Source organism: Paenibacillus sp. AK121 (assembly GCF_019042715.1).
Lineage (GTDB): Bacteria > Bacillota > Bacilli > Paenibacillales > Paenibacillaceae > Paenibacillus > Paenibacillus polymyxa_C.
In genome coordinates, this window is record NZ_JAHPJM010000001.1 from 606,170 (window position 1) to 620,226 (window position 14,057).

15 protein-coding genes are annotated in these 14,057 nt (G+C 44.4%); 11 read left to right on the forward strand and 4 right to left on the reverse strand.

The features are described from left to right. The first annotated feature begins 34 nt into the window (after positions 1–34). Genes KSP24_RS02685 through KSP24_RS02700 form a run of 4 tightly spaced genes read left to right on the forward strand, consistent with a single transcriptional unit; the run spans position 35 to position 4,881 of the window. Positions 35–1,396, forward strand: coding sequence for a glycoside hydrolase family 28 protein (locus KSP24_RS02685; RefSeq protein WP_013371977.1), 1,362 nt, complete (start codon positions 35–37; stop codon positions 1,394–1,396). Between the two features lie 23 nt (positions 1,397–1,419). After that, positions 1,420–2,304, forward strand: a complete 885-nt coding sequence (locus KSP24_RS02690; RefSeq protein WP_216974381.1) for a dienelactone hydrolase family protein — start codon at positions 1,420–1,422, stop codon at positions 2,302–2,304. A 25-nt stretch (positions 2,305–2,329) separates the two neighbouring features. After that, positions 2,330–3,307, forward strand: coding sequence for a pectinesterase family protein (locus KSP24_RS02695; RefSeq protein WP_058829858.1), 978 nt, complete (start codon positions 2,330–2,332; stop codon positions 3,305–3,307). Continuing rightward, positions 3,304–4,881 (forward strand): glycoside hydrolase family 43 protein, encoded by a 1,578-nt coding sequence (locus tag KSP24_RS02700; RefSeq protein WP_216974382.1) that lies wholly within the window; start codon positions 3,304–3,306, stop codon positions 4,879–4,881. The genes KSP24_RS02695 and KSP24_RS02700 overlap by 4 nt, the downstream gene beginning before the upstream one ends. Before the next feature lie 58 nt (positions 4,882–4,939). On the opposite strand, the gene KSP24_RS02705 is transcribed toward KSP24_RS02700, so the two are convergent. Beyond that, entirely contained in the window at positions 4,940–5,827 is an 888-nt protein-coding gene (locus KSP24_RS02705; protein ID WP_013371973.1) for a LysR family transcriptional regulator, read from the reverse strand. Between the two features lie 118 nt (positions 5,828–5,945). Here KSP24_RS02705 and KSP24_RS02710 point away from each other — a divergent pair, with 118 nt between their 5' ends. Together KSP24_RS02710 and KSP24_RS02715 are read left to right on the forward strand one after the other, a co-directional pair. Beyond that, on the forward strand, positions 5,946–6,971 hold the full coding sequence (locus KSP24_RS02710; protein WP_216974383.1) for a YeiH family protein: 1,026 nt from the start codon (positions 5,946–5,948) through the stop codon (positions 6,969–6,971). 190 nt (positions 6,972–7,161) lie between these two features. Beyond that, positions 7,162–8,706 (forward strand): GH25 family lysozyme, encoded by a 1,545-nt coding sequence (locus tag KSP24_RS02715; RefSeq protein WP_025676484.1) that lies wholly within the window; start codon positions 7,162–7,164, stop codon positions 8,704–8,706. 71 nt (positions 8,707–8,777) lie between these two features. On the opposite strand, the gene KSP24_RS02720 is transcribed toward KSP24_RS02715, so the two are convergent. Further along, complete coding sequence (locus KSP24_RS02720) at positions 8,778–9,044, reverse strand: DUF2642 domain-containing protein (protein ID WP_025676485.1); 267 nt, start codon at positions 9,042–9,044, stop codon at positions 8,778–8,780. 169 nt (positions 9,045–9,213) lie between these two features. Between KSP24_RS02720 and KSP24_RS25440 the strand changes: the two genes are divergently transcribed. Next, positions 9,214–9,342 (forward strand): hypothetical protein, encoded by a 129-nt coding sequence (locus tag KSP24_RS25440; protein WP_013371969.1) that lies wholly within the window; start codon positions 9,214–9,216, stop codon positions 9,340–9,342. A 190-nt stretch (positions 9,343–9,532) separates the two neighbouring features. Here KSP24_RS25440 and KSP24_RS02725 read toward each other — a convergent pair whose 3' ends face one another. After that, positions 9,533–9,760 (reverse strand): LSm family protein, encoded by a 228-nt coding sequence (locus tag KSP24_RS02725; RefSeq protein ID WP_013371968.1) that lies wholly within the window; start codon positions 9,758–9,760, stop codon positions 9,533–9,535. Positions 9,761–9,875: 115 nt separating this feature from the next. Continuing rightward, positions 9,876–10,541: a cupin domain-containing protein gene (locus KSP24_RS02730; RefSeq protein ID WP_025676486.1), complete on the reverse strand. Its 666-nt coding sequence runs from the start codon at positions 10,539–10,541 to the stop codon at positions 9,876–9,878. A 456-nt stretch (positions 10,542–10,997) separates the two neighbouring features. On the opposite strand from KSP24_RS02730, the gene KSP24_RS02735 reads away from it, so the two are divergent. The 4 genes from KSP24_RS02735 to KSP24_RS02750 all read left to right on the forward strand — a co-directional run bounded on the left by KSP24_RS02735 (position 10,998) and on the right by KSP24_RS02750 (position 13,950). Next, positions 10,998–11,651: a cell wall hydrolase gene (locus tag KSP24_RS02735; protein ID WP_058712189.1), complete on the forward strand. Its 654-nt coding sequence runs from the start codon at positions 10,998–11,000 to the stop codon at positions 11,649–11,651. Between the two features lie 186 nt (positions 11,652–11,837). Then, positions 11,838–12,188 (forward strand): hypothetical protein, encoded by a 351-nt coding sequence (locus KSP24_RS02740; protein WP_013371964.1) that lies wholly within the window; start codon positions 11,838–11,840, stop codon positions 12,186–12,188. Between the two features lie 31 nt (positions 12,189–12,219). Then, entirely contained in the window at positions 12,220–13,206 is a 987-nt protein-coding gene (locus tag KSP24_RS02745; protein WP_216974384.1) for a ketoacyl-ACP synthase III, read from the forward strand. A 201-nt stretch (positions 13,207–13,407) separates the two neighbouring features. Further along, positions 13,408–13,950, forward strand: coding sequence for a GNAT family N-acetyltransferase (locus KSP24_RS02750; RefSeq protein WP_040103355.1), 543 nt, complete (start codon positions 13,408–13,410; stop codon positions 13,948–13,950). Positions 13,951–14,057 lie beyond the last annotated feature (107 nt).

The window sequence follows — 14,057 nt, forward strand, 5'->3', positions numbered from 1 at the left end:
GTATTCACAAAAAATAAAGACAGGAGAGAACGAAATGCAATTGTACAACATTGTAGATTATGGAGCAGTTCAGGATGGTACGAAGATGGCAACAGAGGCGATTGCGGCTGCTATTGAAGCGGCAAGTAATGCTGGTGGAGGCACCGTTTTTGTTCCGGCTGGAACGTACCTAACGGGCGCTATTTTTCTGAAAAGCAACATTGAGCTGCATGTAAGCCCTGGCGCTATTCTTTCCTTCAGTACGGAACTGGCTGATTACCCTGTAGTAGAATCCAGATGGGAGGGCGTTCAGCGGGAAGTACATGCATCGTGTATTTATGGAGAGAACCTTGAGAATATTTCGATTACAGGCAGCGGAACGCTGGATGGAAATGGTCAGCCGTGGTGGGAAAAGCATCGGAATCATCCAGAGGAGTTACAGTATCCGAGACCCAAATTAATCAGCTTTGACCGTTGTCAGCGGGTTACCATTAAAGATGTTATGTTAAAAAATTCCCCCAGTTGGACTGTAAACCCCATTGCTTGCTATAACGTTACGATTGATAATTTGTCCATTCTTAACCCGGCGGACTCTCCCAATACGGATGGTATTAATCCCGAATCCTGTTCCAATGTTCGTATTAGCAACTGCAATATAGATGTAGGCGATGATTGTATTGCGATCAAAGCAGGAACCGAAGATACGCAAGAACGGATTCCTTGTGAAAATATTACGATTACCAACTGTACAATGGTACATGGTCATGGTGCTGTCGTGCTGGGAAGCGAAATGAGCGGAGATATTCGTAATGTTACGATTAGCAATTGCGTGTTCAAGCAAACGGATCGGGGTATACGTCTGAAATCAAGACGGGGACGCGGTGGAATCATCGAGGATATTCGCATCAGCAACATTGTGATGGAGGAGGTCATTTGTCCATTTATTCTAAACCTGTATTATTTCTGCGGACCTCGGGGCAAAGACAAATATGTTTGGGATAAAAATCCCTATCCGATTACTGATGAAACTCCGTGCTTTAGAAGAATCCATTTTTCTGATATTACGGCAAGACAGGTTCATGCGGCGGCTGGCTTCTTGTACGGACTTGCAGAGCAATATATCGCTGAAATCACATTTTCCAATATTGATATTTCTATGGCTAAAAATGCGATTCCCGGTCGTCCGGCCATGATGACAGGGATTGAAGATATGAATAACCGTGGTTTTTATCTGGGTAACGTGAAGGATATTCGTTTTCAACAGGTTACGATTGAGAATCATGAAGGTCCTGCCTTTTATATTGAAAATGGGGAAAACGTTGAAATCAATCGTTGCCATTCGAAGAATACAGCTCAGCCTGAAAAGCTGATAGAACAAGTAACGGTACAACCTTCTGAACAGAATGTGCTGAACTAGGAGGGATGAAAGGAGAATAAAACGTGGATAAGTTGCAAGCATTGCTGGGCGACCTTCCGGCAGATCGCCCTATAACGGCAACTCTGCTGAATCAAGAAGAGCGGGAGGGATATCGACTGGAGTGTCTCCTATTGGACTTGAACGGAATCGAGTCTGTGCCCGCTTATGTAGCTACACCCTTACAAGGGAACGGCCCGTTCCCATTGGTCGTTTTTAACCATTCGCACGGGGGCAACTATACGAATGGACGTAAGGAGTTGCTCCATAGCAGTCCTTACCTACAGCAGCCCTCGTTTGCTACAGTTCTGACAGATATGGGATATTGCGTGTGCTGTATCGACATGTGGTGCTTCAATGAACGTGGGGGCAAAACCGAGAGCGAACTGGTAAAAGAAATGCTCTGGCAGGGCCAGGTGCTGTGGGGCATGATGCTGTATGATAACCGTCGTTTGGTAGATTATATGTGCCAGCGTGAGGACATTGATGCTTCCCGCATCGCATCGATCGGCATGTCGATGGGTGGACTTATGGCATGGTGGATGGCTGCTTTAGATGAACGAATACAGGTCACGGTTGATATCTGCGGACAGGTAGATGCCCATACGCTGATCGCCAAAAGGGGATTGGATCATCATGGGTTCTATTCCTATGTTCCCGGCTTGTTGAAGCATTTCACCACGTTGGATATTCAAAAGCGGATCGTACCTCGCCCACGGATGAGTATAACAGGTCAAAATGATCGCATGTGTCCTATAGAAGGAGTCGAGCATTTGGCAAACGGGTTGTTGGAAGCTTATCAGAAAGCAGGTCACCCTGAGCATTGGCAGCCTGTGATTGCGAGCGGTGGTCATATGGAGACATTGGAAATGCGAACGGCTTGGCAGTCATTTTTAGCTGAACACTTGTAAATCAAATGAAAGGATTGGGGTAACCATGCTAGTCGGAAAAGAATCCTTTTGTGATTTCCACACCATTCAGGAGGCGATTAATGTATTGGAGCAATCGCCTTCCAACGAAATGGAAACGCTAACTATTTTATCGGGTACCTATGAGGAAGAGGTGCGGATTTACCGTTCAAATCTACATATCATAGGCATCGGACAGGTAGAAATTCGAATGAATCGGTACGCCAGGGAGCGGAATGAAGCAGGTGAGGAAATAGGAACCTTTGCGACACCCACTTTATTTGTAGGCGGCAGCCATTTGATCTTGGAAAATCTCATCATTTCCAACACGGCCGGACAGGGAGAACACATTGGGCAGGCCGTTGCGGTATACGCTCATTGTGATCAAACCATCTTTAGAAACTGCACCTTTAAAGGGTACCAGGACACGTTATTTACAGGCCCTCTGCCTCCTGCACCCAAAGAACGATTAAAGTTTGGTGGAATTCCTTTGAAAGAACATCACGCATACTATCGCCAGCTCTATCAGCATTGTTACATCGAGGGTACGATAGACTTCATTTTTGGCGGGGCTACCGCTTACTTTGAAGATTGCGAGATTCGTAGTTTGCGTCATCATAAGAACCATACAAGCTACGTTACAGCCGCTTCTACACCGCAAGGACAAACGTACGGCTATGTATTTGATCATTGCTATTTAACCGCAGAGCCTGATATTACCCCTGTTTTTTTGGGTCGTCCATGGCGGGAATATGCCAAAACCGTATTTGTCAATTGTAAAATGGGCGACCATATCGATCCGCGTGGCTGGGACAATTGGGACAATGTAGCGAACGAGAAAACCGTATGCTATCAGGAATATGGCGGATCTGATGAAATAGCTTCATTACGTCAGCAGCGTGTTCCGTGGGCGGATTGTTTTGAAGCGAGGACAGAAGCATGGAGCAAGGAACAGGTTTTTGAGGGAGTCGCATTTTGGAAAGCAAGGAGAAGTGATGTCTCATGATGATCCAAAACCCTATATTAAAAGGCTTTAATCCCGATCCGTGTATTACGCGAGTCGAGGATACTTACTATATTGTAGTGTCATCGTTTGAGTGGCTGCCTGGAGTACGGGTGTACCAGTCCAAAGATTTGGCTCATTGGGAGCACTGCACGGATATTTTGACTGATCAGGTTGACTTGAGGGGGAACCCAAAAAATTGCAGCATTTGGGCACCGCAATTGAGCTACGCGGATAACCTATTTTATCTACTCTATACGGATGTGAAAAGCACCAAGCGTCCGTTCAAGGACGTTCATAATTTTGTGATAACAGCGCCTACGATTCACGGGCCGTGGTCGGAACCCGTTTATCTGAATAGTAGTGGATTTGATCCGTCTTTATTTCATGATGAGGATGGACGCAAATGGCTATTGAACGCCTTATGGGATTACCGCATGTTGGAAAGCAATAAGTCTTCAGGTATCGTCATGCAGGAGTATGACAGCAGTCAACAGCGGCTTGTTGGCGAGCCTGTTAAAATTTTTGATTGCACTCCATTGAAGAAGACAGAAGCGCCTCACATCTACAGGCAGAACGGTTATTACTATCTTATTACAGCGGAAGGTGGAACAGGTACGGGGCATGCAGTTACCGTAGCACGCTCCAAGCAAATATCCGGCCCGTATGAAGTGGACCCGCATAATCCGATGCTTACATCTCGTGATCAGCTGAATTTCCCGTTACAATGCGCAGGACATGGCAGTCTTGTGCAAACACCTGACGGAGAATGGTATATGGCCCATTTATGCACACGTCCAGTGGAGGGGAAATACGCCATTTTAGGGCGCGAGACAGCGTTGCAACAAGTCTATTGGAATGATGAAGGCTGGCTGCGATTAACCGCCGGGGGCCATACACCTCAATTGGAGGTGCCTGCGCCTCAAGGGACAGTTTCGATTAAGCAAGAGCAGCAGGAGTATATTTTCGAAGACTTTTTCGAGGGCCCCACAATTGATAAATCGTGGAACACATTGCGTATCCTGGCGGACGATAGCTGGTGTTCATTAAGTCAGCGCCCAGGCTACCTTCGAATTCATGCTGGAGAATCCATACAAAGTCTATTCAAGCACCACGTGCTTGCCATTCGGCAAACGGATCATCATTTTCGGGTAGAAACAGCACTGGAGTATCAGCCAACAAGCTATTTGCAAATGGCGGGACTTTTGCTGTATCTCAATGAAGAGGACTATTTGTATACGTATGTCAGCTATGAAGAGGGAGTGGGAAAAGTGCTGCGCATGATGCGCTGTGAAGCTAATTCATTTACGTTAGTTCCGCAAGTGATTGCACTTCAGAATGATCTTCCTGTACATTTGGCTGTAGAGGTCCATGCCTCCTATGCACAATTTTATTATGGAGTCGGAGATGAGCCTTCCTGGAAGCGACTTTTTGAAATACAGGATATCAGCTTTTTGTCGGGAGGATTTACAGGGAATTTTGTAGGTATTGCTGCTCATGATATGCAACAATTCCAAGGGAGCTACGCTGACTTTTCCCATTTCTTATACTATGGTAAGGACCACCTCTCCTCATAAAAAATATAATACTGACTATATTGCAAGCACCTTAATCGGTGCTTTTTTCTTTTACAGGTTACCTTTTTACATTATAATCTCGCAAAATCTCCAAAAAAGCAGTGGTTGCTTTCGTCTCAAATACCGCAGAAGGGGTCAGAAAGGAGAATTTCCGAATGAACGGGAGATTGAGAATATCCAATACTTCTAATGTTCCTAAAGCAAGTTCCTTTTGAATTACCCATTGGGACAGCAAAGAAATCCCCAAGCCTGCTTCTACAGACTCTTTGATGATCTGTGTACTGCCAAAATTCATCATATGAGAAGGATAAAATCGAAGCTGTGCAAACATCTTTTCAGCCGCCTCCCGGGTTCCAGAGCCTTCTTCCCGCAGAATCCAGATGTCATCATGCAGCTCATTTATATCCACTTGAGATGTACCGGCCAAACGATGATTTTGCGGAACGACAATAACCATTTCATCATCGGCGAAGGATTCAATGTGTAAATGGTCATGCTGAAATTCTCCTTCGATAATGCCCACATCCAGTTGATTATGAATTACGAGCTTTTCAATTTCCAATGTATTGCCGATGGTAATAGAGGGCTGAATGAGCGGGTACTGGATTCTCATTTGCGCAATTACATGGGGTAGTACATATTCACCATACGTGTAGCTTGCACCAATAGACAGGTTACCCTTTGCCGTATGCATTAGTTCGTCCACCAAGTACTGCATACGTGTATGGAGTCGGATAATCTCCTGGGCATGATGATACACAATTTCACCTGCTTTAGTTAAGCGCACATATTTATTACTTCGCTCCAGGAGCCGGGTTCCTACACTGCGTTCCAGTGTTTGAATATATTGACTTACCGCAGGCTGGGTCATATGTAGTGCCTCAGCAGCTCGTGTGAAGTTTTGTTTCTCCGCAACCCTAACAAAGACGATTAAAGATTGATCCAAAGTCTATTCCTCCAAATTTATCATGCATATTTACTTATCATAATTATTATAATGATTTATTTTTCTTATGACAAAATACATATTAAGCTGTATGCATGTAGAATTGGAGGGAATCAGCATGAAGAGTCATATTCAACACGTCAAATTTTTATTGAACAGGGGTCGATTATTTCAGTTTTTATTTGGCATTGTGCTAACGATGATCTTTGCACTGGCAGGATACGTCCTGAACGAAGTGCCGGGCTTTCATTATGTAGGTCCATTGGCATGTGCAATGTTTCTCGCTATACTATACCGACAGTTGTGGGGGTACCCTGAAGCTGTACGCTCAGGAATTGAATTTTCAGCCAAGAAAATACTGCGCGGAGCTATTGTATTATATGGATTGAAGCTAAATATGGATGATGTTATTCATCATGGGCTGGGTTTGCTTATGCGCGATGTAGGCACTGTGGTATTTGCCATTTTGTTTACGGTTTGGCTCGCCAAACGATTTAAGGCAGATGCTTCGCTTTCGCTTCTTCTCGGGATTGGAACCGGAGTTTGTGGTGCAGCAGCTATTGCAGCTGTTTCTCCTATATTGAAGTCCGACGATGAGGATACAGCTATAGGTGTCGGACTCATTGCCTTGGTTGGCACGGTATTTGCCATTTTGTTTACAGTGCTTCGGCCTTGGCTTCCTCTGACAGATATACAGTATGGAATCTGGTCAGGCATCAGTTTACATGAAATTGCACATGTGGCCTTAGCGGCAGCACCTGCTGGACAGGATGCTCTTGCCATGGGTTTATTAGCCAAATTGGGGCGTGTCTTCTTACTCATACCGCTTAGCTTTATTTTAATGTATTGGATGAAACGAACCGGAAAGATTCGTACAGGTACTAAAGTAGAGTTCCCCTGGTTCCTCATGGGCTTTATTGCGGCAAGTATTTTGGGAAGTTATGTTTTTGGAAAATATATTGTAGTTTCACCTAGTCTAATGAACGAACTTTCTCAGCTTACTACCTTTATGTTAACGATGGCTATGGTAGGCATGGGGCTAAATGTGAGCTTTAAGACTTTGCGAGAGAAAGCAATGCTGCCCTTACTGGTACTATCTGTTACTTCGATCATTCTTGTAGGACTAACATTTGTAACCGTATGAATAACTGGAAAAAGCTCTGCTTGCGTATAGCTGGCAGAGTTTTTTAGTGCTTTCGTATTATAAGGCTGAAATATATAATGAATGAATCGTAACTTTTTACATAGGAGTCGCGTCTATCAAAATGGAGGCTTTAGAGGGGCATAGAATGTAAAATTTACATAGTGAAAAATTAGAGATTGGTAGGGTACATATGAAGAAAATTTGTTTATTTGCTTTTTTGTTTCTGTTTCTATTAGCATTTCCAAGAGAAAGTCACGCTGCGTCTTCAAACTCACATATTCAGCTGGATGGTAAAGATATAAGTGTCAGCAAGGGGGTGCAGATCCAGGAAGTAAAGGGCAATGTGCTGGTTCCACTCCGTCTTATTGTAGAAGAATTGGGTTATAGTGTGAATTGGGAGTCCAAGACAGGGACTATAACTATACATAAAGAAAATCTTAACCTGAGCCTTCAGGTCAACAATCCCATTGCCTCGGTCAATGATCAACCGATGGGGTTGGCTGTAGCTCCTTTGCTTAACGGGGGAACGACTTATGTTCCGCTTCGCTTTGTATCTGAACAGACAGGAGTGGAAGTGGTCTGGAACAACGAACTTAAAACCGTATTCTTGACGACTCCGCCTGCTTCAAGCGGAAATAGCGTGACCACCCGTGATCACTCTGCTACTCAAGCTGCAAGCGATGCTATAGAGAGTGAGCGTACGGCTGTAAACCAAATTCGCTTCAACAATCACCAATTGACGATAACGGTGGATGGAAAAGTAAGCCCCAAAGTCACCAAGTTAACTCAACCAGATCGTATTGTTGTAGATATACCTGATTCGAAGTTTGGTGAGGAATTTCCAGCCTCACAATCATTTAACAATGGTGGACAAGGAAGCTTTCCAGTCACAGAAGATCTAGATGTTTCCAAGGTAAGATACTCCATGTTTAGTACAAACCCAGCCTCGGTACGTATTGTAGTTGATCTTGATCACAGCACACCCTTTCATCTTATTAATGCAGATGATGGTAAAGTGATCGTAGCGTTGGATCAGGCAACGGAGGAGTCAGCATCTACCGATACTGTTATATCTACTATACCTGTTGAGCCTACGATGTCTTCTGACGGACATGCGCAGGGGATTGACGTCTCGCACCATAATGGCAATATTGATTGGCAGCAAGTGGCGGCGGCAGGCAAGACATTTGCTTTTATTAAAGCTACAGAGGGCACCAAGTATCAAGATAATCAATTTTTAGCAAATGTTCAGGGGGCCAGAGATGCTAACATCCTGGTTGGCGCTTACCACTTTTTGAACGCAACTACCGTGGATGGAGCTCGCCAGGAAGCAGCTAATTTTGCTAGGGCTATAGATTCAGCAGGAGGAAGGCTAGATCTGCCCCCTGTGATGGATTATGAAAATAATCCCAAAGGTCTTACTTCCGCACAGATCAGTGAAGTGGCTCATGCATTTTTGGATGAAATGGAGAAGCTTACCGGGCGTGAGCCGATCGTATACACGGGAAACGTCTTTGCTTCCAAGTTTGATCCTACGTTTTCTATGTATAAATTGTGGGTAGCGCGATACAGCACTACGCAAAAGCCGACCGCAGTTCCAGCTTGGAATAGCTGGTGGGCTTGGCAGTACAGTAGTACAGGCAGTGTTCCAGGTATTAGCGGCCAAGTCGATCTAGATGAGTACAATGGAACGATAGATGAACTTCGTGCTTCATTGGCAGGCTCGCTTGATTAGCAGGTTCATGTCATGATTAATCCTCGCGAATCCGAATTAGGATCTGCGAGGATTTTTAATGTCTGATTTGGTTAGCCAGGCATGATCCATACGATTTCGCTGATTCGAACAAAGAATTTTTTACCGTATACATCCAAGATGACATGGTCAGGCTTACTATCTACTACACATCCATCAATTCTGCCACGTGTTGTTTCAAGTACAACGTACTTGCCGATCATCGATTTTAATGTTTCTACGACATACGGATCTACGGGGTGTACCACGACATGGTGGGAGGTAGGATGGTGAGGAAAAGGTTGGTTAACGTTATAATTGAACATTTGATTTGAATTCAATTGCTTCACTCCTTCAGGATTAGTTGTGATATCCTATGCTCCTGCCTAGAAAAGGTGTAGGCTAATGCCCATCAGCGAGAATATTCATAACATTGCCAAAAAGCCCGGTCCATAGGAAAGCTCAATACATAAGCTATGTTGTACCTTGAATTGAAGGAGGCAATGATCCATGAGTGAATGTGAAAGAGGTTGCGGTGGCGGTTCAGTAGGGGGCTACCCAGGCGTTTGGACATCGACAGGAGCTATTCTGGTGCTGTTCATTCTGCTCGTTATCATTACAAAGTCTTTGTGGGTCTAAATTGAATTGAGTTAGCTTAACCCCCCATTGGGATATAACCGATGGGGGGTTAAGTGTTTTAGAGAATGGATCGTATGATAAAACACCCCAAATAACAGCGTACAGGCCCTGCACAAACTGTGCCGGGCTGGGCAGCTGTCACATGAGGTGCTTTGGCATCTATAGACAGGAACGGGCAATGGATTGGGGACTAAATTAAAGCAATCGCCAACAGGGTGAACAGGCTTAAAGTTAAGATTTGATTACCGTACCCGTAAGGATAAAAGGCAGACGTTTGTACACGTCCATTCCGTTCAGTTTTTAAGTACACATTATTACGATCCACATCTGTAATGGTTCCTTCGTACTGTTTTCCATCAATGGTGAGAATACGCACCCTTTTATTCATACAGTTCAAACAGTTGTAGTAAGCGTCCATTCAATCACCCCCTCTTATACACATTGGCATTTTATGAGAGAGAAAGCCTTATGGTAACGGCGAACATACAGGGAAGGGGGATTCCGTCGTACTTAAGGTCTGACTAGGGTTAATCTTACTCTTGATAGGGATTAAAGGAAAAGCCAGGATATCCATGGGTATAGGTGTAGCCTCTTTGGGGGGCGACCTGACGATGTGATGAAGTATCGGTTAGCCTTACGTGAATCCCTGGTTTTCGAGGTGGCTGCTGTTTGCAGTCATTGGAAGGACCGATGATGGTAGGTTTTTTTATAGGGGCGAGCGCTTCCTGGACCTTTTTCTCATCCAGACAGTAAGTATGAGCCATAATGTTACTTGGCGTGAGCCGCAAAACATCGGAGCCCAAAATGAATTCAGGAACTGGAGCGTTAAAAATCGCCAACAAGTGAGTGTTGTCCACCGTGGCGACTAGATAGTGCCACCATCCCTGAGGGACGTTAGCCACCTGTCCAGGTGTAATCGGAAAATGTCGTAACTCGCGGGTAAAAGGATTAATCAGTGACACGGTCACTGCTCCAGAGATACAGTATATTAGTTCTGTGGCATTTTGATGGTAGTGAGGCTCTACAACATTAGCAGTGCTGAGACGGATATCCAGTAGCGATACATTTGCTAATGTATTCAGCTGCTGGATCGACAGCTCGTTGATTGAGTTCTGAGGATCTTTCTGAAACAAAATATTGTCGCTTAAATCATAGGTGAACTGTACAGTGGGAGAGGTGTAATCCATATATGAATTCACGTGTTCTTTCCTGCCTTTCTGTTACTCGAAATGAATGATCGTACGCTACTCTATGCATTCGCCCATATATATGTGCACAAAAATGTGGTTTAAAAAAGCAGATGTCAGGTTCAGGTCCTGGGTAGATTGAATCGAAAAATAGCGAAAAAAGTCACGTATTCAAGTGTAGTCAAAATGTGATCTATTGCTTCTCATACACGTCATCCCTTGCTGGATAGTGTTTTATTGATTTGGGTATTCTTAGGACCAGAGCCGGATGATACGTAAATGCGGCTTGTGGTATACTGCAACGGACGTGTGAACGCATCAATGTCCGATTCCATATGTAGCCACGCGTCATTTCCGCAGCTAGTCATAAGTTATGGCACAAGAAGCATCATCGGATAAACGTCCCTGAGTTGTACAGGCCGGAATGGTTGCACCGGACAGAACATGAAAGAGGAGGTTGTCTGGAATATGAAAAAATTATCTATTTTAATCCTGTCCTGCGCATGCATGTTAGGTACTGTATTATCAGTCGCACCAGGACAAGCACAGGCACAATCGTCAGCTTTAAAGAAAGGGATTCAAAGCGAACGAGTGCTGGAGCTTCAACAGCAGCTTCATTCACTCGGTTACTTCAAAGCTGGTTTTACGGGATACTATGGCTCTTTGACCAGCAAAGCGGTGGCTCGTTTTCAGAGGGATCACGGTCTGACGCCTGACGGTATTGCCGGAGCGGCAACACAGGCCAAGCTCGATTCGTTCGGAAAGGTCCGCGTAACCGCGTTGGATCAACTGGCACGGATCATTTATTCCGAGGCGCGCGGAGAATCGTTTGAAGGACAAGTAGCTGTCGGCGCTGTCGTATTAAACCGTGTACAGTCCGGCGAGTTTCCAAGCTCGATTCCGGACGTTATTTTACAGCCGGGTCAATTCACCGCTGTACAGGATGGTCAATACCGCTTGAAACCCAACAAGACTGCGTATCGAGCAGCCAGACAGGCACTTAATGGTGCTGACCCGACCAATGGGTCTTTGTTTTATTACAACCCAGCCATTGCCACAGCCAAATGGAGTAAAAGCCGTCCGGCAGTCATTTCGCTTGGTCGTCATACATTTACGAATTAATTCCATATGAGCATTTGTATTTTTTTCAGCCGTCAGTAGCTTCTTCTAGAAGCGGTGACGGTTTTTTGTGTATTCACAAACTTGTAATATGTTAGGGATGATGTATCTCGTTTCATATTAAAAATTCTACCTATTATTCCGATACTCTTAATAGACAAAAAATGAAATCAAAGGAGTCTTTCTAAAATGAGTCAACATCCTTATACCATCGAAGTGGATCAAGTCATTAAAACGGTACATATGGCAGTGAATGGAGTTTTTAGCCAAGAGGAGTATGACAGCTTTGTAAAGGATTATATAGCCAAAACTTCATCTATTCAGGCATCGAACTTTACACTCAGGGTAGATTGCACCCAAATGGCACTTTTGGGACCAGGTGAAGTAGAGAAACTGAAGGGTTCTTTTGCACGTTATAAAGAAACTGGATTTGCCAAAATAATTTTTGTCATCAGCCTCCAGCAAACGATTATTAAAATGCAGCTTGGTCGTGTAGCACGTGAAGCAGGATTAAACAACGTAGATATTGTAGTACAATAATGCGCTGACGTATGTGTAAGGGGGAAACCTGATGAGCCATATCAGAATAAAAGCACTGGGAGTGCACCATCCGTCCCATTCGTTGGATAACGAATATTATGTTCGCCATTTTGACGAGCGGGGAAAGGATATTCGACGCTTCATGGAGCATATGGGTAGAAAACAGCGTTATATCATTGATGATCCGAACGAAAACGGTCTAACCATGGGAATAGCAGCTGCGCAAAAAGCTCTGGAGCAAGCCGGTATGACAGGTCGTGATGTGGATATGATCGTGTTCTCCACTCAAGTTCCTGAGTCGCTGTTTCCGATGAATGCCTTGTTTGTACACCAGGCGATTGGGGCCAGACATGATGTGGCAGTGATGGATTCCAATGCAAATTGCGCAGGGATGACAGTAGCTGTCGATCAAGCCAGTCGGTCGATGATGTCTAATCCCGATGTGCGGACAGCGCTTATTATCGGCTCAGATTATAATTCGCTCATTTCCGATCCCGCGGATGAGATTACGTATGCGAACTATGGCGATGCTGCATGTGCAGCTATTTTGGAGCGTACAGAAGAGGACACTGGATTTATAGATTCCCTGTATTATACGGACCCCATCAATATAGATAAAATATTGTACCCGGACCGGGGGTTAGCGGCGACCCTCCAAAGGAACGCACCCGGCAAATTTATTCAGTGGCTTCCGTTCGACGCCAATATGGCCTTGCCTCCAACATTTGAACTGCTTGAACGCATTATAAAAAAGAATGGGCTTACACCTCAGGATGTACGGGCTTATTGTCTGTCGCAGTTTTCATTGGCCAATGTGTTGAAGATCCAGGATCATTTGGAGCTAGAGGATGACCAAATGATTTATGTGGGTGATCGTTATGGTTATACAGGTACCAGCAGCCCGTTCATTGCTCTATATGAAGGTATCGAATCGGGTCGTATCCGGCGCGGCGATTATGTGCTATTTTGGACGATTGGAGCTGGATATCAACTGGTTGTTATGTTGTTTAAATATTAGGAATACGAAGACCTTGCAGCTGCAAGGCCTTTTTGTATATCCCACCATGATATTTGTAATGATTTGGTTGTGTTAGGTATGATTATTTTGTAAAATTTAAACAATGAATTCATTAGGGAGAGCTTATATTGCGGACGTTGGATAACATTGACAAAGATGACGAAAACATCGTACACAATTCATAATAGGAGCTGAAGAGTCATTAAAATCGAAAATTTATTTTACGGGGAACGAATAAAACTGGCCGCAGTTAGGGAAGAAGATGCTGAACTGATGTTCAAATGGGGTGAGGATGCGAAGTATTTGCGCAATGTAGATACGGATCTGGCACTCCCCTACACGTTGAAACAGATGGAATCAGAAGGATCTCCTAGCTCTAACGAGGTCTATTTTCGCTTAAGAACATTGGCAGACGATGTCCTGATCGGATTTGTTGCTATTCATGGGATTGAGTGGAATAATCGCTGCGGGCAGCTGGCAGTAGGTATAGGTAATACGGACTACCGTGGCAAGGGTTTTGGAGCGGAAGCTATACGTCTCATTCTTCGTTATGCGTTTTATGAGCTGAATTTAAATCGGGTCGGCTTGGATGTGATTGAGTACAATACACAAGCGATCCGTACCTATGAGAAGGCAGGGTTCCAACTTGAGGGGAGAGTTCGTTCCGCTGTTCTCCGTGATGGCAACAGCTATGATCGCATCATGATGGGCATTTTGTACTCTGAATGGAGCTCGTCTCTTTAAATGTAATAGATACACAATTTGTTCATAATATATTCCATAATAAGCCTTTTAATAATGTGAAAAGAGGTTTATAGTTAAAGGGTCACATGCCCAAATCATTATTAATT